Here is a 21,494-nt window from a genome sequence, read left to right as displayed (position 1 = left end):
CCACCGCCCGTCGGCCGGAAGCTACGGTTCGGCCCCCTGTGCCCCGAGCTCTCGGCGAACCTGTCTTGGCCGTGGGTGTCCCGCTGCTGACGGACTGCGCCACCGGCATCGACGACGGTGGGTCGGCGCGACACCCCGGTGGCGGCCGGGCCGGCGCCCCCTTGCACGAAGTGGTCTCGCCGCAGGCCACCGCGGTGCGCGGCCGCAACGGCCCGGGGGCGTGATACCGCCCGAAAGGCCCGTGGCGTTGCTGTGCTGGTGTGCTCCGACGGGCGTGACGTGACGGATGTGCACACTCGGTGCGGGTGGGGCGTAAAGGGGAGCTGTGGGCGCGGTTAAGAAAACCTCGATGGACCGGAAGGCCGCCGTAGGGAAGATTTCTGGCCGGAGATCGGCGGCCCGCAGCGGGCCCCGTGAACGTCACAGCACTCATTCACGTACGGGAGCCGTTGCGGTGAAGGCACTGGTCAAGCAGAAGGCGGAGCCGGGACTCTGGCTGACGGACGTGCCGGAGCCGTCGATCGGCCCGGGCGAGGTGCTGATCAAGGTGCTGCGCACCGGCATCTGCGGCACCGATCTGCACATCCGCGCCTGGGACGGCTGGGCGCAGCAGGCCGTCAGCGCCCCGCTGACCGTGGGCCACGAGTTCGTCGGGGAGGTCGTCGAGACCGGTCGCGACGTGGTCGACATCAAAGCCGGCGACCTGGTCAGCGGCGAGGGCCACCTGGTCTGCGGCAGCTGCCGCAACTGCCTGGCCGGCCGGCGCCATCTGTGCCGCGCCACGGTCGGCCTGGGCGTCGGCCGGGACGGCGCCTTCGCCGAGTACGTCGCGCTGCCCGCCGCCAACGTGTGGGTGCACCGGGTCCCGGTCGACCTCGACATCGCCGCGGTCTTCGACCCGTTCGGCAACGCCGTACACACCGCGCTCTCCTTCCCCCTGGTTGGCGAGGACGTCCTGATCACCGGCGCGGGGCCGATCGGCATCATGGCGGCGGCGGTCGCCCGGCACGCCGGCGCCCGCAACGTGGTGATCACCGACGTCAGCGAGCAGCGCCTGGACCTGGCCCGCAAGGTCGGCGTGAGCCTCGCCCTCAATGTCTCCGCCACCTCGATCGAGGCCGGCCAGCGCGAACTGGGCCTGCGCGAGGGCTTCGACGTCGGCCTGGAGATGTCCGGCCGGCCGGAAGCGCTGCGCGGCATGATCGGCAACATGACGCACGGCGGCCGGATCGCCGTCCTGGGACTGCCCTCCGAGGAGTTCCCGGTCGACTGGTCCCGGATCGTCACCTCGATGATCACGATCAAGGGCATCTACGGCCGGGAGATGTTCGAGACCTGGTACGCGATGTCCGTGCTGCTCGAAGGCGGCCTCGACCTCTCACCCGTGATCACCGGCCGCTACCCGTACCAGGAGTTCGACGCCGCCTTCGCCGACGCGGCGAGCGGCCAGGGCGGCAAGGTCATCCTCGACTGGAGCGCCTGACCCTCGCCCGGACCGCCCGCCACCCCCAGACGACGGCGCTGAGCGCCGGCTCCCTTCGCGCCTAAGGAGACCTCCCCCATGTTCGACGCCGTACGCGACGACCTGCGCACCGCCCTCGACGAGATCCGCGCCGCCGGACTGCACAAGCCCGAGCGGGTCATCGGCACTCCGCAGTCCGCCACCGTCGCGGTCACCGCCGGCGGCCGCCCCGGCGAGGTCCTCAACTTCTGCGCCAACAACTACCTGGGCCTGGCCGACCACCCCGAGGTCGTCGCCGCCGCCCACGAGGCCCTGGACCGCTGGGGCTACGGACTGGCGTCGGTCCGCTTCATCTGCGGCACGCAGGAGGTGCACAAGGAACTGGAGCGCCGGATCTCCCACTTCCTCGGCCAGGAGGACACCATCCTCTACTCCTCCTGCTTCGACGCCAACGGCGGCGTCTTCGAAACCCTGCTCGGCCCGGAGGACGCGGTCATCTCCGACGCCCTCAACCACGCCTCCATCATCGACGGCATCCGGCTCTCCAAGGCCCGCCGCTTCCGCTACGCCAACCGCGACCTGGCCGACCTGGAACGGCAGTTGAAGGAGGCCCAGGGTGCCCGGCGCACCCTCGTGGTCACCGACGGCGTGTTCTCCATGGACGGCTACCTGGCGCCGCTGCGGGAGATCTGCGACCTGGCCGACCGCTACGGCGCGATGGTCATGGTCGACGACTCGCACGCGGTCGGCTTCGTCGGCGCCGGCGGCCGCGGCACCCCCGAGCTGTGCGGGGTGATGGACCGGGTCGACATCCTCACCGGCACCCTCGGCAAGGCGCTGGGCGGCGCCTCCGGCGGCTATGTCGCGGCGCGCGCCGAGATCGTCGCGCTGCTCCGCCAGCGTTCCCGCCCCTACCTCTTCTCCAACTCGCTCGCGCCGGTGATCGCGGCCGCCTCGCTGAAGGTGCTCGACCTCCTGGAGTCCGCCGGTGACCTGCGGGAACGCCTGCACGCCAACACCGCGCTGTTCCGTTCGCGGATGACCGAGGAGGGCTTTGCGATCCTGCCCGGCGAGCACCCCATCGCGCCCGTGATGATCGGTGACGCGTCCGAGGCGGGCCGGATGGCCGAGCTGCTGCTGGAGCGCGGGGTGTACGTCATCGGCTTCTCGTACCCGGTGGTCCCCCAGGGCGAGGCCCGGATCCGGGTCCAGCTGTCCGCCGCCCACTCCACCGAGGACGTGCACCGCGCGGTGGACGCCTTCGTGGCCGCCCGCGCGGCGCTGGGGAGCTGACCGGACCGACCGGACGGCCGCGGGGCGCGACCCGGGCGAACCCTGCGAAACTGGCACCATGATCGAAGCACGTCGGCTGCACATCCTCCGTGCGCTGGCCGACCACCGCACGGTGACCGCCGCGGCCGCCGCGCTCTACCTCACCCCCTCGGCGGTCTCCCAGCAGTTGGCCGCGCTGGAGCAGGAGACCGGCCACCGCCTCGTCGAGCGCGGTGCCCGCGGCGTCCGACTGACCGCAGCGGGCGACATCCTGCTCGGTCACGCCAACGCCGTCCTGGCCCAGCTGGAGCGCGCCGAGGCGGAGCTGGCCGCATACGACCAGGGCGAGGCGGGCACCGTGACGGTGGCCGCGTTCGCGACCGGTATCGGGCTGGTGCTCGCCCCAGCCCTCGCCGAACTGGCCGGTTCCGCGCCCGGCATCCGGGTCCGGGTCCAGGACGCGGAGGGCGACGCCAGTCTGCTGATGGTGCTGGACCGGCAGGTCGACGTGGCGGTGGCCGTCGAGTACCGGGGCGCACCGGACGCGGACGACCCCCGGCTGACCCGCGTCCCGCTCTACGCCGAGCCGTTCGACGCGGTGCTGCCGCCCGGGCACCCGCTGGCCGGGGCGGCGGCGGTGCCGCTGGCCGGGCTCGCCAAGGACCCCTGGATCGGGCCCTATTCCGGCAATCCGTGTCATGACGTGGTCGTGCTGGCCTGTGAGTACGCCGGGTTCCGGCCGCGGGTGGAGCATTCCTCGGACGACTTCCGGGCGGTGGTGGCGCTGGCCTCGGCGGGGGTGGGGGTGGCCCTGGTGCCGCGCTCGGCGCTGCGCGGGATGGACCTCGGGGGTGTGGTGGTGCGGCCGGTCGACGGGGTGGCGCCGACCCGCCGGGTGTTCGCCGCGGTCCGGCGGGGCGCGGAGGACCATCCGCTGTTCCGTCCGGTGCTGGCGGCACTGCGGACGGCGGCGGCCGAGCAGGGGTGAGCCGGCGGAACCGCCCGTCGGGCTGACGGTGCACCAGAAGGGGGCTGGCGGCCGTCAGGCCGTGGTGCCGCGCGGAGGGCGACCGGTGCGCTTCCAGGTCGCCAGCTGGCGGGCCGTCCAGGTGGTGATGATCCGGCCGGCCGGGACGCCGCACTCCTCGGCGCGGGCGCAGCCGTAGATCTGCCAGTCCAGCTGGCCGGGCGCGTGCGCGTCGCTGTCGACGGCGAAGAGGGCGCCGGCGTCCAGGGCCTGCCGCAGCAGGCGGCGCGGCGGGTCGAAGCGGTCCGGGCGGCAGTTGATCTCCACCGCGGTGCGGTGCTCGGCGCACGCCGCGAAGACCTCCGCGGCGTCGAACTCCGACTCCGGGCGGAGCGTGCCGGTGAGCTGCCGCCCGGTGCAGTGGCCGAGGACGTCCACCAGCGGATTGCTGACCGCGGCCAGCATCCGCCGGGTCATCGGCCCCTTGGCCATCCGCAGTTTCGAGTGGACCGAGGCGACCACGACATCGAGCTCGGCCAGCAGCTCCGGTTCCTGGTCGAGTGAGCCGTCGTCGAGGATGTCGCACTCGATCCCGGTCAGCAGCCGGAACGGCGCCAGGCGTTCGGCGACCTCCGCGACCAGGTCCAGCTGCTTCCGCAACCGTTCGGCGGTCAGCCCGCGGGCGATGGTGAGTCGCGGGGAGTGGTCGGTCAGTGCGCACCAGGCGTGGCCGAGGTCGCGGGCGGTCCTGGCCATCTCCTCGACGGGGCTGCCGCCGTCCGACCAGTCCGAGTGCAGATGGCAGTCGCCGCGCAGCGCCCGCCGAAGGGCCCGCCCCTGTTCCCCCTCGACCAGTGGGCCGCCGGCCTCCTCCTCCAGCCGTGCCAGATAGGCGGGCCGTTGTCCGGCGAGTGCCTCCTCGGCGACCCGGGTCGTCTTGGGGCCCAGCCCCTTCAGGCGCCCCAGCGTTCCGTTCCGGGCCCGCTCGCCCAGGGCGTCCGCGGGCAGCCCGGCGATCACCGACGCCGCGGTGCGGAACGCCTGCACCCGGTACGTCACCGCCCCCTGCCGCTCCAGCAGGAACGCGATCCGCTCCAGCGCCGCTACGGGATCCACGTACCCACCGTGCACCGGGCGGTGGTCGGCTGCCACCGCTGCCGGGCCCGCAAGTGGCCCCTACCGCAGTTATGCGAATATGTCCGTTCTCTGGATGGTCGATCCGTTTCCATCGGAATGACGGGGCGATAGTGGTGATGATTCCGGGCATTAGTGCACGGGAAGTCGAGGGCAATCATGTTCGGTTAAAACCTGTGCAACATCCCGGCTGTACTGCGGAAACGCGAATCGGACTTCTCGGCCTCGCGGAGCGCTGGCCGGACGTTAAGTTCGAGCGCCTTCAGGAAATCTGCACACCGAATGTGCAGCCGGCACACGGGCCGGGGTTTCGTGTGGGGGTGGTACCGCGCTGGTCAGTGGCTTGGTTCCGGAATGCCCTATTCCGCGGAAGTCGCAACGACGGTTCGGCGGAGAAGAAACCGGGGGAGTTGTGAAGATGCTTCGATCATGTCATGGACGCACGTACACGTCCGGTAATTTCGTGGAGCAGTTGCGCCGGGATCGCCGCTCATCCGATTAGCAGCGCAACCCACCTGCATGCTTTGATCCATCGCACCGCGGCAGTCGGCGGGGTTTCCGGATATCGGGAACCCGACCACCGTGGTCGCGGCCGGGTCACCCACCGGACGGCCCGTACGCAGTTTTTTCTTGATATTTATCCGAAGGGAAACATCATGAACAACGCCCAGGTGCAGACCCAGGAAATCTCCGACGCCGACCTGGACAACGTGTCCGGTGGCCTCGTCGGTGGCGTCCTGAGCACCGTCACCACCACCGTCGACTCCGTCGCCCCGGTCTCCGGTGTCCTCGGCACCGCCACCGGCCTGGTCCAGCAGACCACCGGCCTGAACCTCCAGGGCGTCGCGGGCGGCCTGACCTCCGGTCTCTGATCCGAGCCGCCCCTGTGCCGCAGCGCGGCACAGCCGGTGACGAACGGTCGTGACGGCAATCGGCGCCCCCTCCCTGCCGATCTGCCGTGCCGAGTGCCCCGGACAACCCGGTTCAGGCCGGGTCCGGGGCATCCGGCTGTCCGCCGTCGGCCCTGCGACGGCGGCGCGCTACCGTACCCCTACCAGTGCCCGCAGTTGAGGGAAGAGTGTCGTGCAGTTTCGCCAACAGGCCCTTTCCAAGCTGCAATCGCCCGAGGAACTCGATCTGCCGGTGCGCTTCGCCCGCCCCCAGGGCTGGTTGGTGCTGACCGTCACCGTCCTCGTCATGATCGCCGCAACCGTCTGGGCGATCACCGGCACCGTCTCCTCCACCCTCACCGCCCCCGGCATCCTCACCCACGGCCACGGCAGCTACGTCCTGCAGAGCCCGGTCGCCGGCCAGGTGACCGCGGTCCTCGCCGAGGAGGGCAAGCAGGTCACCGCCGACGCCCCACTGGTGCGGATACGCACCCCACAGGGCACCACCACCGTCGTCCGCGCGCTGGCCGCCGGCCGGCTGACCAGCCTGGTCGCCACCATAGGCGCGGTCGTCACCACCGGCGCCGACCTCGCCTCCGTGGAGAAGACCACCGGCAGCCGCGACCCGTTGACGGCCACCCTCTACGTCCCGGCCGAGAGCGCCGCCACCCTCCCCGCCGGCGCCGCCGTGGACCTCACCGTCGCCTCCGCGCCCACCCAGCGGTTCGGCGTACTGCGCGGCCACGTCGCGGCCGTGGGCCGGACCGCCCAGAGCCGCCAGCGGATCTCCGCGTTCCTCGGCAGCGCCCAGCTCGGCGAACTGTTCTCCCGCGCCGGCCAGCCGGTCGCCGTCCTGGTCCGGCTCGACGCCGCACCCACCGCCTCCGGCTACACCTGGTCCACCTCCGACGGGCCGCCGTTCGCCCTGGACTCGATGACCCAGGCCACCGCCGCCGTCCACCTGGCCGCGCAGCACCCGATCGATTGGCTGCTCTCGTGACCGCCCCCGACGCCTCAGCGGCGCCCCCGCAGCACCTGCCCCCCGCCGGCCGCGGCCGGCACCGCCCCGAGGGCGCCCCGCCCACCCGGCGCCGCCGGCCGCCGGCCCCCGCCGCCAAGGCAAAGAAGTCCGTGCGCACCCCCACCGTGCTCCAGATGGAAGCGGTCGAGTGCGGTGCCGCCTCCCTGGCCATGGTGCTCGCCCACTACGGACGGCACGTCCCGCTGGAGGAACTGCGGATCGCCTGCGGCGTCTCCCGCGACGGCTCCCGCGCCAGCAACCTCCTCAAGGCCGCCCGCAGTTACGGCCTGGCGGCCAAGGGCATGCAGATGGAACCGGCCGCCCTCGCCGAGGTCCAGGCACCGGCCATCCTCTTCTGGGAGTTCAACCACTACGTCGTCTACGACGGCGCGGGCCGTCGCCTCGGCCGCCGCGGCGTCCACGTCAACGACCCCGACAAGGGCCGCCGTTTCGTGCCCGTGGAGGACTTCGACACCAGCTTCACCGGCGTGGTCCTGGTCTTCGAACCGACCGAGTCGTTCCGCAAGGGCGGTCGCCGGCCCAGCGTGCTCAGCGCCCTGCCGGCCCGGCTGCGCGGCACCACCGGCACCCTGCTGGCCGCGTTGCTCGCCAGCCTGCTGCTGGTCGGCGTCGGCGCTGCGCTGCCCGCGCTCAGCCGCACCTACATCGACATGTTCCTGATCGGCAACCAGACCTCGCTGCTGGGGCCGCTGTTCGCCGCGATGGCCGCGATGGTGGCGCTCACCGCCGTCCTGACCGGCCTCCAGCAGGCCAACCTGCTCCGCGGCCGGATCATCTCCTCCACCCTCAGTAGCGCCCGCTTCCTGCGCCACCTGCTGCGGCTGCCGGTCACCTTCTTCGCCCAGCGCGCGCCCGCCGACCTCGTCCAGCGCCTCCAGTCCAACGACGCGGTCGCCGAAACCCTCGCCCGCGACCTGGCCGCGGCCGCCGTGGACGGCGTGGTCGTCGTCCTCTACGCGGTGCTGCTGTGGACCTACGACCCCCAACTCACCGTCATCGGCGTCCTGATCGCCCTGCTCAACGTCGTCGCCATGCGGATCGTGGTCCGGCTGCGCGCCACCCACACCCAGAAGCTGCGCGCCGACACCGCCCGCCTCACCAACACCTCCTACACCGGCCTCCAGCTCATCGAGACCATGAAGGCCACCGGCGGCGAGAACGGTTACTTCCGCCGCTGGGCCGGGCAGCACGCCGCCACCCTGGAGGAGCAGCAGCGACTCGGCGTCCCCAGTGCCTGGCTGGCGGTCGTCGCCCCCACCCTCGCCACCCTCAACAGCGCACTGATCCTCTGGATCGGCGGGCTGCGCGCCGTCGAAGGCCACCTCTCGATCGGCCTGCTGGTCGCCTTCCAGGCGCTGGTGACCCGCTTCACCGCCCCGGTCACCCGCCTCAACGGCGTCGCCGGCCGGATCCAGGACTTCGCCGCCGACGTCGCCCGCCTCAAGGACGTCGAGAGCTTCCCCGCCGACTCCCACTACTCCCGCCCGGACGCGGACGCCGGCACCCGCCGCCTCAAGGGCCACGTCACCCTCGACGACATCACCTTCGGCTACAGCCCGCTCGACGCGCCGCTGCTGACCGGCTTCTCGCTGGCCGTCGGCCCCGGCCGGCAGGTCGCCCTGGTCGGCGGCTCGGGCAGCGGCAAATCCACCGTCTCCCGACTGATCTCCGGCCTCTACACCCCCTGGGAAGGCACCATCCGGATCGACGGGCAGCGCCTGGAGGACATTCCGCGCAGCGCGCTGGCCGCCTCGGTCTCCTTCGTCGACCAGGACGTCTTCCTCTTCGAGGGCACCGTCCGGGACAACGTCGCGCTGTGGGACCCCTCCATCCCGGACGACGCGGTGATCGCCGCCCTCCAGGACGCGGCCCTCTACGACGACGTCATCGCCCGCCGCCCCGACGGCATACACAGCCGCGTCGAGCAGGACGGCCGTAACTTCTCCGGAGGCCAGCGGCAGCGCCTGGAGATCGCCCGGGCGCTGGTCCGCCGCCCCAGCATCCTCGTCCTCGACGAGGTCACCAGCGCGCTGGACGCCGGGACCGAGGCGGTCATCATGGACAACCTGCGGCGCCGCGGCTGCGCCTGCGTCATCATCGCCCACCGGCTGAGCACCGTCCGCGACAGCGACGAGATCGTGGTCCTCGACCACGGTGCGGTCGTCGAACGCGGCCGGCACGCGGAACTGGTCGCCGCCGGCGGCGCCTACGCCGAGCTGGTCAAGGAGCACTGACGTGGCATCCGTACACCCGTCCCCGGACGCGGGACCCGGCACGGAGCCGGCCACCGCACAGGTCACCGCACCGGCCGCCGCATCGACCACCGGACCCGGCGCGGCCGACGCGGTCACGCACGCCCTGGGCGGCCTCGGCGCCCCCGTCGACTGCACCGGACAGCGCAACGTGCCCCTCGAAGGCCCGCACGTCCTCTGGCTGGTCACCGGCGGCACCCTCGACCTGTTCGCGGTCGACGCCACCCAGGAGGGCCACTGGCACTTCCTCGGCCGCCTCGAAGCCGGCACCCTGCTGCTCGGTCCCGTCCAAGGCCCCCAACACACCCTCGTCGGCCGCCCGTCCCAGCACTGCGGACTGCGCCGGATCCCCCTGCGCGAACTACCTCGCCCCGAGCACGGCGGCTACGGCGACCAGGGCGCGCCCCCCGAGGCGTACGGGTACGACGACACCTACGGCGCACCGGCGGCCACCCCCCTGGAGCACGCCTTCGCGCTCGGCACCGCCCGCGGACTGGGCGTGCTGTTCGAGGCGCCGCTGGACGGCCGGCCCACCGACGAGGCGGTCGCCGACGACGACGTCCTGTGGATGCCGGTGCCGCCCGGCAGCGTCCAGTACGGCGCCTCCTACAGTGCCGAGGCCGCCGCCGACCTGCTCGTCGACGGGGCACTGTGGCAGCGGATGGTCAACCAGCAGTTCCGGCTGCTGTCCGCCGTCGACCGCTGGATCGAGCAGCTCGAACGCGCCCACGAGGACCGCGCGGCGGCCGGCATCAAGGCCGGCGAAGCCGTCCGGGAGCACGCCGACCAGGCACTGCTGGCCTCCATCGGCAAGGACCGCTCCGGACGCGCGGGCGCGGGCCGCGACCGGGCCGGCGACGACCTCACCTTCGCGGTCTGCCAGAAGGTCGCCGAGGTCGCCGGGATCCCGCTCACCGAGCCCCCCAAGGGCGCCGCGGCCGGCGACCGGATCAGCCCGGTCGAACGGATAGCCCTCGCCTCCCGGATCCGCACCCGCGCGGTCCGCCTCGACGGCCGCTGGTGGCGCTCCGACGCCGGACCCCTGGTGGGACACCGCGCCAAGTCCGGCGCTCCGGTGGCACTGCTGTGGCGGCGCGGCCGGTACGAGGCGGTCAACCCGTCCTCCGGGCTGCGGATCCGGATCGGCAAGGACAACGCCGACGAGTTCGAACCTCAGGCGGTGATGTTCTACCGGCCGCTGCCGGAGCGCCGGCTCACGCTGTGGCGGCTGATGCGCTTCAGTCTCCGCGGCACCCGCACGGACCTGCGCAACCTCGCCCTCAGCGGACTGGTGACGGTCGCCCTCGGCGCGCTCGTCCCGCTCGCCACCGGCCGGGTCCTCGGCGTCTACGTACCGGCCGCCGAGCGGGGCCTGATCGTTCAGGTCGCGCTCGCCGTCATCATCTCCGGCGTCGTGGCGGCCGCCTTCACCCTGCTCCAGAACCTCACCGTGCTGCGCGTCGAGGGCCGGATCGAGAGCATCCTCCAACCCGCCGTCTGGGACCGGCTGCTGCGCCTGCCGACCAAGTTCTTCGCCGCCCGCTCCACGGGCGAACTGGCCAGTGCCGCCATGGGCATCAGCGCCATCCGGCGGGTGCTGGCCGGCGTCGGCCCGATCGCCGTGCAAGCCACCACGGTCGGTGCGGTCAACCTCGTACTGCTGCTCCTCTACAGCGTCCCCCTGGCCCTCGCCGCGGTCGCCATGCTGCTCGTCATCGGCGCGGTCTTCCTCGTCCTGGGACTGTGGGAACTGCGCTGGCAGCGCCGGCTGATCACACTCGGCAACAAGCTCAACAACCAGGCGTTCCAGACCCTGCGCGGGCTGCCCAAGCTGCGCGTCGCCGCGGCGGAGTCCTTCGCGTACGCGGCCTGGGCCCGGGAGTTCGCCCGCTCCCGGGAGCTCCAGCAGAAGGCCGGCCGGATCAAGAACCTCACCACCGTCCTCAACGCCGTCTACCTCCCGCTGTGCTCCCTCGCGTTCTTCGTGCTGCTGGCCGGCCCGGCCCGCGGCACGCTGTCCGCCGGCGCCTTCCTGACCTTCAACACCTCGGTGACCATGCTGCTCACCTCGATCACCCAGGTCACCGGCGCGCTCCTCTCGGCCGCCGCGGCACTGCCGCTGTTCGAGCAGATCAAACCGGTCCTCGACGAGGCCCCGGAGGTCCGCGGCGGCAGCTCCCAGCCCGGTGTGCTCTCCGGTGCCATCGAGGCCCGCAAACTCTCCTTCCGCTACAGCGAGGACGGTCCGCTCGTCCTCGACGACGTCTCCCTCCAGGTGCGGCCCGGTGAGTTCGTGGCGATCGTCGGCCCGAGCGGCTGCGGCAAGTCGACCCTGCTCCGCCTGCTCATCAGCTTCGACCGGCCGTCTTCCGGCAGCGTCCTCTACGACGGCCAGGACCTCGGCGCGCTCGACCAGGCGGCCGTCCGCCGCCAGTGCGGGGTGGTCCTTCAGAACGCCCAGCCGCTCACCGGCTCGATCATCGACTGCATCTGCGGCGCCGAGGCGTTCACCCAGGAAGAGGTCTGGGCGGCGGCCGAGATGGCCGGGCTGGCCGAGGACATCAAGCGGATGCCGATGGGGCTGCACACCATGATCGCCGGCGGTGGCGCCATCTCCGGCGGCCAGCGGCAGCGGCTGATGATCGCCCAGGCGCTGGTCCGCCGCCCCCGCATCCTCTTCTTCGACGAGGCCACCAGCGCGCTGGACAACGAGACCCAGCGGATCGTCATCGACAGCACCCGCGCGCTCAGCGCCAGCCGGGTGGTCATCGCGCACCGCCTCACCACGGTGCTGGACGCCGACCGGGTCCTCGTCATGGCCGACGGCCGGATCGTCGAACAGGGCGCCCCGGCCGAACTCCTCGCCGACACCGGTGGCCGACTGCACGACCTGGTACGTCGTCAGATGGCCTGACCCCGCCCCGTCCACGGGCCGGCGGACCGTCCATTCCCCCGATCCCCGCAATCCGCCGCATATCGTGCGAGGCGCCGGAGAGCGGTGGATGGAGGATGCCATGACCAAGGCCAAGCACCTGTTCGACGCGATGCCCCCCGACCGGCGCCGTCGACTGACCGAAGTCGCCCACGAGGTGGCGCTGCCCCGCGCCACCCGCCTCTTCGAGGAGGGCCGCCGGGCCGACCGGTTCTGGATCATCCGTTCCGGCCGGGTCGCGCTCGACCAGCGGGTCCCCGGCCGTCGGGCGGCGATCGTCGAAACCCTAGGCCGGGACGAACTCCTCGGCTGGTCCTGGCTGTTCCCGCCCTACATCTGGCACCTCGGCGGGGAGACCGTCGGCCCCGTAGAGGCCGACGAATTCGACGCCGCCGCCGTCCGCGCCCTGTGCGAGGAGGACCCGCTCCTGGGCCGCGCGGTCTACCGCTATGTCGCCGAAACCGTCGCCGAACGCCTGCACGGCACCCGCACCCGCCTCCTCGAACTCTACGGCCCCCAAGGGAGCGGCGAGGGGCCCTGAGCGGCATCCGGCGGTGACCCGCGGCACGACCTGTGCGGATCCCGGGAACCGGATGCGGTATCCGCCCGACTACCTGTGCCGGGCCACGAGGGTGGCTCGCGCCCGGCCGACCGGCCGGAGCGGCACAGTGGTAGGGGAGAAGGCCCATGCGCCCAGGAAAATGGTGCGGACTCGCGATGGTCGTCGCGCTGACCGCCACGGCGTGCGGTTCAGCCGGCGGCGAGCGCGGAACGGGGGCGGGCGGCGGCCCACCGGGCCGCGACGGCTTCCCCGTGCGGGTCGCCGACTGCAAGGGCGCCGAGACCACGTTCACGGCCTCGCCCCGGAAGATCGTCACCAGCAACGCCACCGCCCTGGAGATGCTGCTGCGGCTGGGCGCCGGCGACCGCGTCATCGGCACCGGGTTCCCGCCCGGCAAGGGGACCCTGCCGGGTGACCTCGGCGCCCGGGCCGCCAAGGTGCCGGTGCTCGGGACGGCCGTCATCCCGAAGGAGAAGCTGCTGGGTTCGGGCGCCGACCTCTATATCGACACCTTCGCCGCCATGGGCGCGATGGGCGGGGCGGGCGACACCCCGACGGAGGAGGAGTTCGCGGCGGCGGGCATCCGCCACATCTACCTGGCGTCCACCGCCTGCGCCTCGATGGCCAAGGGGCCGCAGCGCGACCTGTCTGGCGTCGAGGGCGACCTCACCCGGCTGGGTGCCGTCACCGGCACCGCACCTCGGGCCCGTGAGCTCGTGGCCGGCATGCGGGCCAAGGTCGCCGCCGTCCACAAGGCGCTGGCGGACGTCCCGGACGGGAAGCGGCCCCGCTACTTCTTCTTCGACTTCGACGCCGGAACCAAGCAGCCGATGGCCCTCTGCGGCAAGCAGGTCGCCAACGCCGTGATCACCCAGGCCGGTGCCCGCAACGTCTTCGCGGACTGCGACGGGGACTTCAAGCCGGTCTCCTGGGAGGACGTGGTCGCCAAGAACCCCGACTGGATCCAACTGGGCGTCCGCGACCGCGGCGACGCGGCGGCCAACGCGAAGGCGTACGACCAGGCCGCCCAGTTCCTCAAGACCTTCCCCGCCACCAAGGGCCTGGCGGCCGTCCGGAACGGCAAGTTCCTGCGGATCGGCTCGGAGCGCACCACCCTTCCCGGCACCCGCACCGCGGACACCGTCGAGGAGATCGCGCACACCCTGTACCCGACGCGCTTCAAGGCGGCGCAGTAGTGGGGGAACGGTCACACGCCCCACGCACCGGACTACTGGCCCTCCTCCTCGCCGTCGCCCTGATCGCGGCGCTGACCGCCGCGGTGTCCCTGGGCGCCACCGACATCGCGCCCGGACACGTCTGGTCCGTGGTCCTGCGGCGGCTCGAAGGCGCCCCGCCCCGGACCGGCACCGACGAGCTGATCGTGTGGCAACTCCGGGTGCCCCGTGCCCTGTTGGCGGCCTGCGTCGGAGCCGGCCTGGGCCTGGTCGGCACCGCCACCCAGGCCCTGGTGCGCAACCCGCTGGCCGACCCGTACTTGTTGGGCATCTCCAACGGCGCCTCGCTCGGTGCGGTCGCCGCGATCGTGTTGGGCGCGGGCGCCGGCGGGGCACTGGGCCTCGGGTTGTCGGCGGCCGCCTTCGCCGGGGCGCTCGCCGCCTTCGCCCTGGTGTGGGCGATGGCGCGCCGGGGCGGCGGATTCTCGCCGCTGCGGCTGGTGTTGGCCGGGGTGGGCATCGGCCAGTTCCTGTCCGGCTTCACCAGCTATCTCGTCCTCCAGGCCGGCGACGAACAGCAGACCCGCGGGGTGCTGTTCTGGCTGATGGGCAGCCTGAGCGGGGCCACCTGGGGCGCGCTGTGGCTACCGGTCCTCGCGGTCGCGGCCGGTCTGTTGGTGCTCCAGGCGCGCGCCCGGGCGATGAACGCGCTGCTCATGGGCGACGAGACGGCGGCCGGACTCGGTGTGGACGTGACGCGGCTGCGCCGCGAACTGTTCGTGGTGACCAGCCTGTTGACCGGCGTCCTCGTCGCGGTCTCCGGCGCCATCGCGTTCGTCGGCCTGATGGTGCCGCACCTGTGCCGGCTGGTTCTCGGTGGCGACCACCGCCGTCTGCTGCCGCTGGCGGCCCTCACCGGAGCCCTGCTCCTGGTGGTGGTCGACCTGGTCTGCCGTACGGCGATGGACGGCCAGGAACTCCCCGTCGGGGTCGTCACGGCCATGATCGGCGCCCCGGCCCTGCTGTTCGTCCTGGACCGGCGGCTGGAGGCGGAGCGATGAGGATCGACATCGAGGAGCTGCGGGTCAGCTATGCCGGGCGGGACGTGGTCGCCGGGGTCCACCTCATGGCCGCCGCCGGCGAGATCGTCGGGCTGGTCGGCCCCAACGGCAGCGGCAAGTCCACCGTCCTACGGACCGTGTACCGCCATCTCCGGCCCACCGCGGGCCGGGTGCTGCTCGACGGGACCGACCTGCGCACCCTCTCCCTGGGGCGCACCGCCCGCCACATTGCGGCCCTGCCGCAGGAACGCGCCGCCGACTTCGAACTGACGGTCCATGAGGTGGTGGCCATGGGCCGGACGCCCTACAAACGGGCCTTCGCCGGCGAGGACCGCACCGACCGGGAGACGGTGGCCGGCGCGCTCGCCGCCGTCGGCATGTCCGACCAGGGCGCCCGCCGGTTCTCCGCCCTCTCCGGCGGCGAGCGGCAACGCGTACTGCTGGCCCGGGCGTTCGCCCAGGACCCGGACGTGCTGGTGCTGGACGAGCCCACCAACCACCTCGACGTCCGCCACCAGGTCGACCTGCTCGCACTGCTCCGCGACCGGGCCCGGACCACCTTGATCTCGCTGCACGACCTGAACGCCGCGGCGTCGCTCTGCGACCGGCTGCACGTCCTGGACAGCGGCCGACTGGTGGCCTCCGGCCCGCCCCGTACGGTGCTGACGCCGGAGCTGCTGGCGGAGGTCTTCGGCGTACGCGCCGCGGTGACCGAACACCCGCTGACCGGCGACCCGTTGATCGCCTTCGATCACCGGCGGACCCACCCCTGACGGCTCCTGCGGGTCCGGCCCGCAGGAGCCGCCGACCGGGCCCGCGCCCCGAGGTCCCCAGGGACCCTTCGGGGCGCGGGCCCGGTGTCGTTCACCCCGTCGCCGGGTCCGCAGGGGCCGCGAAGTGGCTGGGTCGCCCGTGGCGCAGGACCGGGCGGCCCAGTCGCTCGGCGTCCGCCCGGCGCAGCAACTCCCGTCGCCCGTCGGCGTGTTCCAGGACGCAGGCGTGCCAGGGCGTCATCCACACGTCCGGCGCGGCCAGCAGCCGGATGCCGAACTTGGCCGACCCCCTCGGCTGCGGATGGATGGACAGCCGCACCGCCCCCGGGTGGTGGTCGGCGATCAACTCCCCCCAGGCCCGGCTCCGCCGGATCACGCCGTAGGCCCGCGCCCGGCACTCGCGCTGGAGCGCCGAACGGGTACCGGGGTACGCCCGGAAGTCGGTGTCCTCGAAGAGGAACCGGGTGATCCCCTGGTACAGCCGCCGGGCGGTCTCGTCGGCCCGGGCCTCGGCCCGCAGCATCTCCAGCGTCGGCCCGTGCGCCGCCTCGATCCTGGCCCGCTTCTCGTCGTACGTCAGGTCGCCGTACGCCGCGCGCAGGTCGAAGACGTCCAGTCGGGCCGCGAGCCCCTCGTCGCCGATCAGCGCCCGCAGTCCGTCCGCGTACGCGTCGATGGTGGCGTCCGGCACCCGGATGAGGTCGCTGAAGACGTGTCCGTCCGAGCAGATCAGCATCCGCGCACCGGGCGGGTACACGGCCGTGATGCGGGCGCACAGCCGGTCCAGGAAGCGCAGCGCGAGCCGCTCGCCCTCATCGGGGAGCGGGCCCAGCACCTTCGCGGGATTGGGGGATTTGCAGGGGAAACCCGGCAGGGTGAACAGGATCGGCCGGCCCGCCGCGACCCAGTGGGACAGCTGCCGCACCTGGAGGGGGAAGGCGTCCGGGGTGTCCCCGTGGGGGTCGTCCAGGGTGCGCCGGTAGGGGAGGAGGACGCGGAGGATCTCCTCACAGGTGGCGTGGGTCGCGGAGGTGGGGCTGGACGCACCGTGTCCGGCGGGAGCGACCGCGGTGACGGGCGGGGTCAGCATGCTGCTTCCGGTGCGTCGGGTGTGCTCGGTGCGTGCGGTGTTTCCAGTGAGTGGGGTGCGTGTGGTGCGTGCGGTGCCGGTGTTGGGTTCGTGGCACGGGATGCGGCCATCGGGCAGCCGGGGGACTGAGGGTCGTACGTCACCGGAAGGCGGTTCACGCCGCGGGCCAACACCGCGGGAATCCAGGTGAGTTCGTCCTCCGGGACGGCCAGTCGGAGGGCCGGCAGCCGCCGCACCAGGGTGCCCAGTGCGATCTGCAACTCGGCGCGGGCCAGCGCGGCCCCCGGGCAGAAGTGAATGCCCTGGCCGAAGGCGAGATGCGGATTGGGCGAGCGGTCGAAGTCGAGGACGTCGGCGTCGGCGAAGCGCCGGGGATCGCGATTGGCCGCGCACAGCGAGACGATCACCGAGTCGCCGGCCGGGATCCGGGTTCCGTGCAGCTCGCTGTCCTCGGCGAAGAACCGCCAGGTCGTCAGCTCGAAGGCAGCGTCGTGGCGGAGCAACTCCTCGACGGCGCGGGGCAGTAGCTCCGGGCGGGCGGCGAGCGCGGCGAGCTGGTCGGGGTGGCGCAACAGGGTGACCAGCGCGGTGGTGATCTGGTTGGTGACCGGCTCCTGCCCCGCGACCAGCAACTGGAAGATCATCGAGTCCAGTTCCTCCGGGGTCAGCTCGCCCGCGTCGCGCGCCACCACCAGACGGGACAGCAGGTCCGCCCCCGGTGCCCGCCGTTTGTGCACGACCAGATCGGCGATGTACTGCTGGAGCCCGCGCAGTCGCGCCTCGTACGCCGGACGGCCGGGATCCGTGGGACCGACGGGCTGCACCACCTTCCCCCAGTCGCGGTCGAAGCGCCCCGCGAACGTCTCGGGCAGGCCGATCACTTCGGCCAGTACCCGGAAGGGGAAGTGCGCGGCGAACTCCGCCACGAGGTCGGCCCGACCGGACGCGGCGAACCGGTCCAGCAGCGCATCGGCCTGCTCCTGGAAGCGGGGGCGGAGCGCCTCGACCCGCTGCGGGGCGAAGGCGTCGGTGATCATCCGGCGCATCGCGGTGTGCCGGGGCGGGTCCTGGTGGAGCAGGTGCACCTGGAGCTGGGAGTGCTGCGGCTCGGGCATGATCGACGCGCGGGCCCGCCAGGCCGCGTTGCCGCGCGAGTGGTGCTTGCCCAGGCGCGGGTCGGTCAGCGCCTGCTGCGCCGCGTCGTACCCGGTGACGAGCCAGGCGCACACCCCACTGGGGAAGCGGACGCGGTGGACGGGCCCGCGGGCCCGCAGCTCGGCGTAGAGGGGATAGGGGTCGCGTTTGTAGTCGGTGCCGTACAGGGCTATGGGATCCGTGGTTCTGCTCGGATGCGTGGTTCTGGTCGGGTGTGTGGCGCCGGTGGGGCGCGTGGCACCGGTGCGGTCCGTGGCGCCGATGGGGTCCGTGGTGCCGGTCGTGTCGGCGATGTCCGGGGTGTCCGGGGTGTCCGGTGAGTTGGTGAGCGGTTGCATGGGGTCTCCTCCGCGAGGGGGTGGGGTGGTCCGGGAACGGGGTGGGGTGCGGCCCGTACGGGCGGGGTGGCTCACACGGTGATCTCCGGCCGGTACTGGTCGAGCCACAGCGCGAGGTCCACCACCCGCTCCAGCCGCAACCGGTGGCCCCACTCCAACCGCTCCGGTTCCGTCGTCAGGCCGGCCGTGATGACGCGCTCGTCGACCAGGTCGCGCACCTGCCCGCCGGCGGCGTCCAGTGCCTGGCGCGCGAGCTCCTGGAGCCCGCGGTTGTAGTCGGGGTGGTGGGTGGCCGGATAGTGGTTCTTGGCCCGCCACAGCACCGACCGCGGGGCGAGCCCGGCACCGGCGGCGCGCAGCAGGCTCTTCTCCCGGCCGTCGTGACGGTGCAGGTCCCAGGGCGCGTTGACGGCGTACTCGACCAGCCGGTGGTCGCAGTACGGCACCCGCACCTCCAGGCCCTGCGCCATGCTGAGCCGGTCCTTGCGGTGCAGGAGCTGGCGCAGCCAGCGGGTCAGCGACAGGTGCTGCATCTCGCGCTGTCGGCGCTGGTCCGGGCCCTCCCCGTCGAGGTGCGGGACGGCGGCCAGCGCCGTGCGGTAGGTGTCGCGCTGGAACTCCCCGATGCGCAGCGTCGCGGCCAGGTCCGGGTGGAGCGGCATGGCCGCCTCGTCGCTGGTGACCCGCAGCCACGGGAACGTCGGCGCGGCCAGTGCCGCGGGGTCGTGGAACCACGGGTAGCCGCCGAACACCTCGTCCGCGGCCTCGCCGGACACCGCCACCGTCGAGTGCTCCTTGATCCTGCCGAAGAGCAGGTAGAGCGAGGTGTCCATATCGCCGACGCCGATGGGCGAGTCGCGGGCGGCGACCACCGCCGCACGGTGCGCGGGGTCCAGGAGCGTCTGCGGGTCCAGGACGACGGTGTGGTGATCGGTGCCGATGAACGCGCCGGCCTCCACGGCGTACGGCGCGTCGTGCCCGGTGCGCAGCACGTCGCCGGTGAACCGCTCCGCCTGGTCGCTGTAGTCGACCGCGTACGAGCGCAGCCGCGCCCCGGGCCCTTCGCGGCGCCGGAGTTCGTCCGCGAGCAGCGCCGTGACGACGGTCGAGTCGAGCCCGCCGGAGAGCAGACTGCACCGCGGTACGTCGGCCTCCAACTGGGCCCGGACCGCGTGCTCCAGACGGTGGCGGATCCCGGCGGTGGTGGCGGCGAGGTCGGCGTCGTCGTGCGGGCGCGCGGTCAGCTGCCAGTAGAACCGTTCGGTCAGCCCGTCGCGGTCGAAGACCAGCAGCCCGCCCGGCGGCACCTCCCGGACGCCCGCCCACAGCGTCGCCCCCGTCCCGAACACCAGGCCGTACGCCTCCCGGAGTCCCTGCGCATCGACCCGTGGGGCGCAGTCGGGGTGCGCGAACAGTGCCTTGGGTTCGGAGCCGAAGAGCAGTCCGCCGTCCGGTGTGCGGGCGTAGTAGAGCGGTTTGACGCCCATCCGGTCGCGCACCAGCAGCAGCCGCCGGGCCTCGGCGTCCCACACGGCGAACGCGTACATGCCGTCCAGTCGCTCGGCGAGCCCGGCGCCCCACTCCTGGTAGCCGCGCAGTACCACCTCGGTGTCGCTGCGGGTGGCGAACTCCCGGCCTCGGGCACGGAGTTCGGACCGCAGCTCGTGGTGGTTGTAGACCTCGCCGCTGTAGCTGAGGACGACCGCGGCGGGGTCCGGGCCGCCGGTGGCCCGCGGTGCGCCGGCGGTGCCCGCCGTCATCGGCTGTGCCCCGCCCTCGATGTCGAGCACGGCGAGCCGCCGGTGCCCGAGCGCGGCGTGCGGACCGCGCCAGACACCGCAACCGTCGGGCCCGCGGGGTGCGAGGGCGGCGGTCATCCGCTCGATGACGTGGGGTCGGTGACCGGGATCCGCGCCGAACGAGATCCAACCGGTGATGCCACACATGGGGTTGCCTTTCCAGGGAGGTGGAGTGGGGAAGGTGCGGGGCCCGCGTTCACGGCGGCGGGGCGGGGGAGCGGTGCGCCGGTGCGGTCTCGTGCCGCACCGGTCGTCGGGCCAGTAGCAGCGTCGCCAGGAGCGCCGTCGCGGTGGCCAGTGCCGGCCCGGTGCGCGGACCGCCCAGGCCGCCCAGGGCGGTGGCCGTCGCCGGCCCCAGTGTGAAGCCGGCGCTCCGGGCGAGTTGTACGGTCGAACCGGCGGTGGCCATCCGCGCCGGCCCTGCCGCATCGAGCACCATCAGTTGGACCGGCCCGCCGTACAGCCCCATGCCGAGCCCCGCCACCGCCATTCGCCAGCCGACCTGGAACGGCGGCCAGGCACCCGCCGTGGCGAGCAGGCCGAAGCCCACGGCGACCAGCGCCGCTCCGGCCACCGCCACCGGTCGGGCCCCGTAACGGTCGGCGAGGCGGCCGCCCACCGGACCCGCCACCGCCATGCCGGCGGGGAAGGCGAGCAGCGTCAGCCCGGTGGTCGACGCCGAGACGCCCGCCGTGCGCTGGAGCTGCACCGCCAGCAGGAAGTGCACCGCCGCGAAGGCCGCGGCGAGGCCGAGGACGGCGCCGTGGATCCCGCCCGTACGGGTCGCCCGCAGTGCCTCGCGCACCCGGCGCCCGCCCGTACTCCGCGCCCACACCACGCCCGGCACCAGTGCGACCGCGCACAGCACCGCCCCGGCCCACCCCTCGGGCAGCAGCGTCAGCCCGAGCAGCAGGGCCCCGACGGCGGTGCCAGCCACCGCGGCGTCCCGGCATTCCGCCCGGCCCGGCGCGGCCGGCCGCCCACCGGGGGCGAGCCCGCGCCGAGCCAGCCACCAGGCGACCGCGCACAGCGGCAGCTTCACCAACAGCACGGCCCGCCAGCCCCAGTGGTCCAGCAGTACCCCGCCCAGCGCCGGTCCGGTGACGGCGCCGAGCGGCCCGAGCGTGGCCGGTACGCTCATCGCCCGGCCGCGCCGCTCGGGGCGTACCGCACGGACCGCCAGCAGCGGCATCAGCACGAACAGCACCGCGCCGCAGGCCCCTTGGAGCAGCCGCGCCGCGAGCAGTACCGCCGCGACCGGTGCGGTGGCCGCCGCCGCACCACACAGCCCGAAACCGGCCAACGCGCCGAGCACCACCGGCCGCAGCGGCGCCCGGTCCAGCCACCGCCCGGCCGGCAACAGCAGGGCCACCACCGGAAGTTGGTACCCCAGCACCGCCCATTGCGCGACGGAAACCGGGACGGCGAAGCCGGCCGCGATGCCCGGCACCGCCACCGCCACCACGCTCATATCGAACATGGCCAGGAACGAGCAGATCCCGGCGACGGCCACCAGCCCCCACCGCTCCTCCTGTGCTCCTGCCAGGTCCCGTGGCATCGCCCCGTCCTCTCCTCGACACACCGCAGACA

General features: G+C 73.2%; 17 protein-coding genes. 12 read left to right on the top strand and 5 right to left on the bottom strand.

From position 1 onward, the window contains the following. Nucleotides 1-71 precede the first annotated feature (71 nt). From ACO0M4_RS34055 to ACO0M4_RS34040, 4 genes are all read left to right on the top strand, one after another. Nucleotides 72-224, top strand: coding sequence for a hypothetical protein (locus tag ACO0M4_RS34055; RefSeq protein WP_430374933.1), 153 nt, complete (start codon nt 72-74; stop codon nt 222-224). A 230-nt stretch (nt 225-454) separates the two neighbouring features. Then, complete coding sequence (tdh, locus tag ACO0M4_RS34050) at nt 455-1,483, top strand: L-threonine 3-dehydrogenase (protein ID WP_430374932.1); 1,029 nt, start codon at nt 455-457, stop codon at nt 1,481-1,483. A 78-nt stretch (nt 1,484-1,561) separates the two neighbouring features. After that, nucleotides 1,562-2,755: a glycine C-acetyltransferase gene (locus tag ACO0M4_RS34045; RefSeq protein WP_430374931.1), complete on the top strand. Its 1,194-nt coding sequence runs from the start codon at nt 1,562-1,564 to the stop codon at nt 2,753-2,755. A gap of 58 nt (nt 2,756-2,813) precedes the next feature. Then, entirely contained in the window at nt 2,814-3,722 is a 909-nt protein-coding gene (locus tag ACO0M4_RS34040; RefSeq protein WP_430374930.1) for a LysR family transcriptional regulator, read from the top strand. Between the two features lie 54 nt (nt 3,723-3,776). Here the strand turns inward: ACO0M4_RS34040 and ACO0M4_RS34035 are convergent, their stop codons facing one another. Further along, nucleotides 3,777-4,817 carry a PHP domain-containing protein gene (locus ACO0M4_RS34035; RefSeq protein WP_430374929.1) on the bottom strand — a complete coding sequence of 347 codons (1,041 nt, stop codon included), beginning with the start codon at nt 4,815-4,817 and terminating at the stop codon, nt 3,777-3,779. 674 nt (nt 4,818-5,491) lie between these two features. Here ACO0M4_RS34035 and ACO0M4_RS34030 point away from each other — a divergent pair. The 8 genes from ACO0M4_RS34030 to ACO0M4_RS33995 all read left to right on the top strand — a co-directional run bounded on the left by ACO0M4_RS34030 (nt 5,492) and on the right by ACO0M4_RS33995 (nt 15,522). Next, nucleotides 5,492-5,707, top strand: a complete 216-nt coding sequence (locus tag ACO0M4_RS34030; RefSeq protein WP_430374928.1) for a type A2 lanthipeptide — start codon at nt 5,492-5,494, stop codon at nt 5,705-5,707. Between the two features lie 211 nt (nt 5,708-5,918). After that, on the top strand, nt 5,919-6,725 hold the full coding sequence (locus tag ACO0M4_RS34025) for an HlyD family efflux transporter periplasmic adaptor subunit (RefSeq protein ID WP_430374927.1): 807 nt from the start codon (nt 5,919-5,921) through the stop codon (nt 6,723-6,725). Continuing rightward, the gene (locus ACO0M4_RS34020; RefSeq protein ID WP_430374926.1) at nt 6,722-9,001 is read left to right on the top strand and encodes an NHLP family bacteriocin export ABC transporter peptidase/permease/ATPase subunit; all 2,280 of its coding nucleotides are present in this window, start codon (nt 6,722-6,724) and stop codon (nt 8,999-9,001) included. Before ACO0M4_RS34025 ends, ACO0M4_RS34020 begins: the two co-directional genes overlap by 4 nt. A gap of 124 nt (nt 9,002-9,125) precedes the next feature. After that, the gene (locus tag ACO0M4_RS34015; RefSeq protein WP_430375355.1) at nt 9,126-11,933 is read left to right on the top strand and encodes an NHLP bacteriocin export ABC transporter permease/ATPase subunit; all 2,808 of its coding nucleotides are present in this window, start codon (nt 9,126-9,128) and stop codon (nt 11,931-11,933) included. Nucleotides 11,934-12,033: 100 nt separating this feature from the next. Beyond that, the gene (locus ACO0M4_RS34010) at nt 12,034-12,492 is read left to right on the top strand and encodes a cyclic nucleotide-binding domain-containing protein (protein WP_430374925.1); all 459 of its coding nucleotides are present in this window, start codon (nt 12,034-12,036) and stop codon (nt 12,490-12,492) included. 146 nt (nt 12,493-12,638) lie between these two features. Beyond that, nucleotides 12,639-13,709: an ABC transporter substrate-binding protein gene (locus ACO0M4_RS34005; protein ID WP_430374924.1), complete on the top strand. Its 1,071-nt coding sequence runs from the start codon at nt 12,639-12,641 to the stop codon at nt 13,707-13,709. Further along, nucleotides 13,709-14,749, top strand: a complete 1,041-nt coding sequence (locus ACO0M4_RS34000) for a FecCD family ABC transporter permease (RefSeq protein WP_430374923.1) — start codon at nt 13,709-13,711, stop codon at nt 14,747-14,749. The genes ACO0M4_RS34005 and ACO0M4_RS34000 overlap by 1 nt, the downstream gene beginning before the upstream one ends. After that, nucleotides 14,746-15,522: an ABC transporter ATP-binding protein gene (locus tag ACO0M4_RS33995; RefSeq protein ID WP_430374922.1), complete on the top strand. Its 777-nt coding sequence runs from the start codon at nt 14,746-14,748 to the stop codon at nt 15,520-15,522. The genes ACO0M4_RS34000 and ACO0M4_RS33995 overlap by 4 nt, the downstream gene beginning before the upstream one ends. A gap of 91 nt (nt 15,523-15,613) precedes the next feature. Here the strand turns inward: ACO0M4_RS33995 and ACO0M4_RS33990 are convergent, their stop codons facing one another. The 4 genes from ACO0M4_RS33990 to ACO0M4_RS33975 all read right to left on the bottom strand — a co-directional run bounded on the left by ACO0M4_RS33990 (nt 15,614) and on the right by ACO0M4_RS33975 (nt 21,462). After that, nucleotides 15,614-16,612, bottom strand: coding sequence for an L-tyrosine/L-tryptophan isonitrile synthase family protein (locus ACO0M4_RS33990; protein WP_430374921.1), 999 nt, complete (start codon nt 16,610-16,612; stop codon nt 15,614-15,616). Beyond that, nucleotides 16,606-18,105 carry a cytochrome P450 family protein gene (locus ACO0M4_RS33985; protein WP_430374920.1) on the bottom strand — a complete coding sequence of 500 codons (1,500 nt, stop codon included), beginning with the start codon at nt 18,103-18,105 and terminating at the stop codon, nt 16,606-16,608. The genes ACO0M4_RS33990 and ACO0M4_RS33985 overlap by 7 nt, the downstream gene beginning before the upstream one ends. Nucleotides 18,106-18,176: 71 nt before the next feature. After that, complete coding sequence (asnB, locus tag ACO0M4_RS33980; RefSeq protein ID WP_430374919.1) at nt 18,177-20,051, bottom strand: asparagine synthase (glutamine-hydrolyzing); 1,875 nt, start codon at nt 20,049-20,051, stop codon at nt 18,177-18,179. A 49-nt stretch (nt 20,052-20,100) separates the two neighbouring features. Then, nucleotides 20,101-21,462: an MFS transporter gene (locus tag ACO0M4_RS33975; RefSeq protein ID WP_430374918.1), complete on the bottom strand. Its 1,362-nt coding sequence runs from the start codon at nt 21,460-21,462 to the stop codon at nt 20,101-20,103. Nucleotides 21,463-21,494: the final 32 nt, after the last annotated feature.

It is taken from the genome of Streptomyces sp. RGM 3693, assembly GCF_050471125.1.
Taxonomy (GTDB): Bacteria; Actinomycetota; Actinomycetes; order Streptomycetales; family Streptomycetaceae; genus Streptomyces.
Note: the sequence above shows the minus strand (reverse complement) of the source record. Positions and strands in the feature narration are given on the sequence as shown.

Coding starts and splice junctions, on each gene's coding strand:
- ACO0M4_RS33975 (WP_430374918.1), bottom strand. CDS start 21,462: ATGCCACGGGACCTGGCAGGAGCACAGGAGGAGCGGTGGGGGCTGGTG.
- ACO0M4_RS33990 (WP_430374921.1), bottom strand. CDS start 16,612: ATGCTGACCCCGCCCGTCACCGCGGTCGCTCCCGCCGGACACGGTGCG.
- asnB (WP_430374919.1), bottom strand. CDS start 20,051: ATGTGTGGCATCACCGGTTGGATCTCGTTCGGCGCGGATCCCGGTCAC.
- ACO0M4_RS34030 (WP_430374928.1), top strand. CDS start 5,492: ATGAACAACGCCCAGGTGCAGACCCAGGAAATCTCCGACGCCGACCTG.
- ACO0M4_RS34040 (WP_430374930.1), top strand. CDS start 2,814: ATGATCGAAGCACGTCGGCTGCACATCCTCCGTGCGCTGGCCGACCAC.
- ACO0M4_RS33985 (WP_430374920.1), bottom strand. CDS start 18,105: ATGCAACCGCTCACCAACTCACCGGACACCCCGGACACCCCGGACATC.
- ACO0M4_RS34010 (WP_430374925.1), top strand. CDS start 12,034: ATGACCAAGGCCAAGCACCTGTTCGACGCGATGCCCCCCGACCGGCGC.
- ACO0M4_RS34005 (WP_430374924.1), top strand. CDS start 12,639: ATGCGCCCAGGAAAATGGTGCGGACTCGCGATGGTCGTCGCGCTGACC.
- ACO0M4_RS34045 (WP_430374931.1), top strand. CDS start 1,562: ATGTTCGACGCCGTACGCGACGACCTGCGCACCGCCCTCGACGAGATC.
- ACO0M4_RS33995 (WP_430374922.1), top strand. CDS start 14,746: ATGAGGATCGACATCGAGGAGCTGCGGGTCAGCTATGCCGGGCGGGAC.